This is a genomic window from Candidatus Thermoplasmatota archaeon, from assembly GCA_034660695.1.
Lineage (GTDB): Archaea > Thermoplasmatota > E2 > UBA202 > DSCA01 > JAYEJS01.
Genome location: JAYEJS010000010.1, coordinates 1 through 2,946, shown reverse-complemented (window position 1 = coordinate 2,946; position 2,946 = coordinate 1). Strand labels below are relative to the sequence as shown.

The window sequence follows — 2,946 nt, the reverse complement described above, 5'->3', positions numbered from 1 at the left end:
CTTGGGACTATGTATCCAACTGGAACGTAGTAAAAAGTATTGTGGAGTGATTCATCTCTGGGCTGAAGCCCAGAGGGTTCTCACTCCATTTTGACTAAATACCGACGGCACCCACAACCCAGGGGACACACGGCATGTTTTAAAAAGAATGATAGAAAAATTGAATAAGTATGGATTTTCATCTTTTAAAGTAGGGCCTGAAATGGAATTTTTTTATTTTGAAGATTGCTATAATCCAACGCCACTTGATAAAGGCGATTATTTCAGTATGGGCATCGGGGATCCCTGTGAATATCTAAGGAAGAAGACGGCTCTCGGGTTATTGAAAACGGGGATTGTTCCAGAGTACGGGCATCATGAGGTAGCACCCTCCCAGCACGAAATAGATTTGAGATATGGAGAGGCCCTCGAAATGGCAGATGCTATGATGCTTTTTCGCTATATCGTTAAAGAATTTGCAAGAAGAGATGGCATATATGCAACATTTATGCCTAAGCCGCTGGATGGAGAAAATGGCAGTGGAATGCATGTCCACCAATCTTTATGGAACAACGAAAGAAATGTTTTCTTTGGTGAAGACGATACTTACCATCTTTCTGATACTGCAAAAGATTATATCGGTGGGCTGATGGTGCATATCAACGAAATTACTTCTGTCCTAAACCAATGGGTAAATTCATTTAAACGCCTGGCACCGGGATATGAAGCTCCTATATACGTCGTGTGGGGCCAAAAAAATAGATCTACGTTGATAAGAATTCCGAAATATAAGCCCGAGAGAGAAAGTGCCATGAGAATAGAGCTGAGAAGCCCAGATCCCGGGTGCAACCCTTATCTTGCATTCTCCGTTATGCTTGCGGCAGGCCTCAAAGGTATTGAAAAGCAATATGAACTGCCGCCGCCTTGCGAGAGCGATATTTATATAATGGCAGATGATGAGAGAGAAGGGAGGAAAATAAAACTTTTGCCGAAAAATATTGAAGAAGCGTTGGAGATTACAAAAAATAGCGAGATTGTAAGAGAAACTCTTGGCACAAATCTTTTCGAAAAATTTATTGCAAATAAGGAGATAGAAATAAGAAATTACAGGCAGGAAGTGGGACATAAGTATGACACAAGAATCAGCCCGTTTGAAATAGAGCACAATCTGCCAAGACTATAAAAATTTATATTCCCCCGTTCCATAATGAGAAGCAATGTACCAGAAAGGTGTTGAGGAAACAAAAAAAATTTTGGAAAAAGGAAAAATCAAGTGGGTTCAGAGTCATTTTGTTGATATTATCGGCAATCTCAGAGTTTTCTCCATGCCCGCAAAAACATATTTGGAAGACGCAATATGGAAAGAAGGCATAGGTTTTGACGGCTCATCTGTTAAAGGGTTTGTCACTGTAGAGCGCTCCGACATGATCGCACTTCCCGATGCTGAGACAATGGTCGCCCTTCCCTGGCTGTATGAAGGAGATAGGGCCCGGATTGTAATGGATATTTTGGATGTGGATACATACGAGTATTTTCCTGGAGACCCAAGGCATATCGCAAGGAGGGCGATGCAGCTCGTTAAAAAAATGGGGTATGAGAAAATATGGCTATCACCGGAACTGGAATTTTATGCATTCAAGAAATCGAATTTATCTGAGGGTGGTGAGAGTGAATTGGCCACACTCGTACAGGGAGAAGAGCCGATTCCAAAGGGGAAACATCCTGTGCTGGGCATAAAAGAAAAGGAGGGTTACTTTGCATCTCCCCCAATCGATTCTGCAGAATCATTTCGTAATATGCTCTCGGAGGCGTTGATATCATCCGGTACAGACGTAAAATATCACCATCACGAGGGGGGCGCATGGCAGCAGGAAATAGAGATAAAATCACTGCCAGATGCGGTGAAGGCAGGAGACGCATCTGTATTTTTCAAATACCTTGCAAAAATAATGGGCTCAATGAAAAACCTGCTCGTCACGTTTATGCCCAAGCCCGTTTCCACGGATGCTGGCAACGGAATGCATGTTCATATGGAATTATTCAAAAATAAAAAATCCGTTTTCTTTGATGGAAATGACAAATACATGTTATCCCAGACGGCACGATATTTCATAGGGGGCATACTTGAACATGCAAGGGGCATGACAGCCATAACAAATCCGACAACAAATTCATACAAGAGGCTTATCCCCAATTTTGAGGCACCAATAAACGTAGCATGGGCAGTATACAATAGAAGTGCTCTTGTAAGGATACCCAATAAAGCAGGAAAAAATAATTCAATAGATATTGAGGCGCGCCATCCAGACCCTTCGGCGAATCCTTATCTTACATTCTCCGTGCTTATCCATGCTGGCATGGATGGCATAAAGAAAAAAATTGATCCAGGAAATCCTGTTGAAAAAAATATTTATAGAATGGATAAAAAAGAAATGAAAAATTACAATATAAGAAGGCTTCCGATAACCCTCCATGAGGCTATCGAGGAATTGAAAAGTGATGAAGTAATTCAGAGGGCACTGGGAAAACATGCCTCACAGGCATTTATTGATATCAAGGAAGAGGAGTGGAATGAGTTTCTCTCCCAGTTATCTACATGGGATTATAAAAAATACTTCAATGTGTGATTTGCACCGAATTGAGGAGTGATGAGTGAAATAGGGGCGTAGCCCCTATAACCCCATTCCGCCTTCGTTCCTCGGCAAGCCCTCGCCCACAAGGGGCTCGGTCATGCCGCATCTCACTCGGCGGTAAACACGGTTAGCCGTTGCTGTGAATCATCAATGACAGCTATCCCGTGATGATGCTGTTGCTGTTGCAGGTACACACTGGATTCCTCCAACTCAACTTTAAAAGTTGGTCCATTTTTGCGCTTATTTTCGCCTTTTTACTCCTGGAAGCACGATTCTCCATTGTAGTAAATACATCAAATTAATTGCTGCAATACATGTAAATTAGTTAAATTTA

1 protein-coding gene and 1 pseudogene are annotated in these 2,946 nt (G+C 42.0%); both read left to right on the top strand.

The window, feature by feature from the left end; genetic code table 11:
• Positions 1-133: 133 nt before the first annotated feature.
• Positions 134-1,162, top strand: a pseudogene (locus U9O96_00420) (glutamine synthetase).
• Positions 1,163-1,196: 34 nt separating this feature from the next.
• Positions 1,197-2,606 carry a type I glutamate--ammonia ligase gene (gene glnA, locus U9O96_00415; GenBank protein MEA2053574.1) on the top strand — a complete coding sequence of 470 codons (1,410 nt, stop codon included), beginning with the start codon at positions 1,197-1,199 and terminating at the stop codon, positions 2,604-2,606.
• The last annotated feature ends 340 nt before the right edge of the window (positions 2,607-2,946 follow it).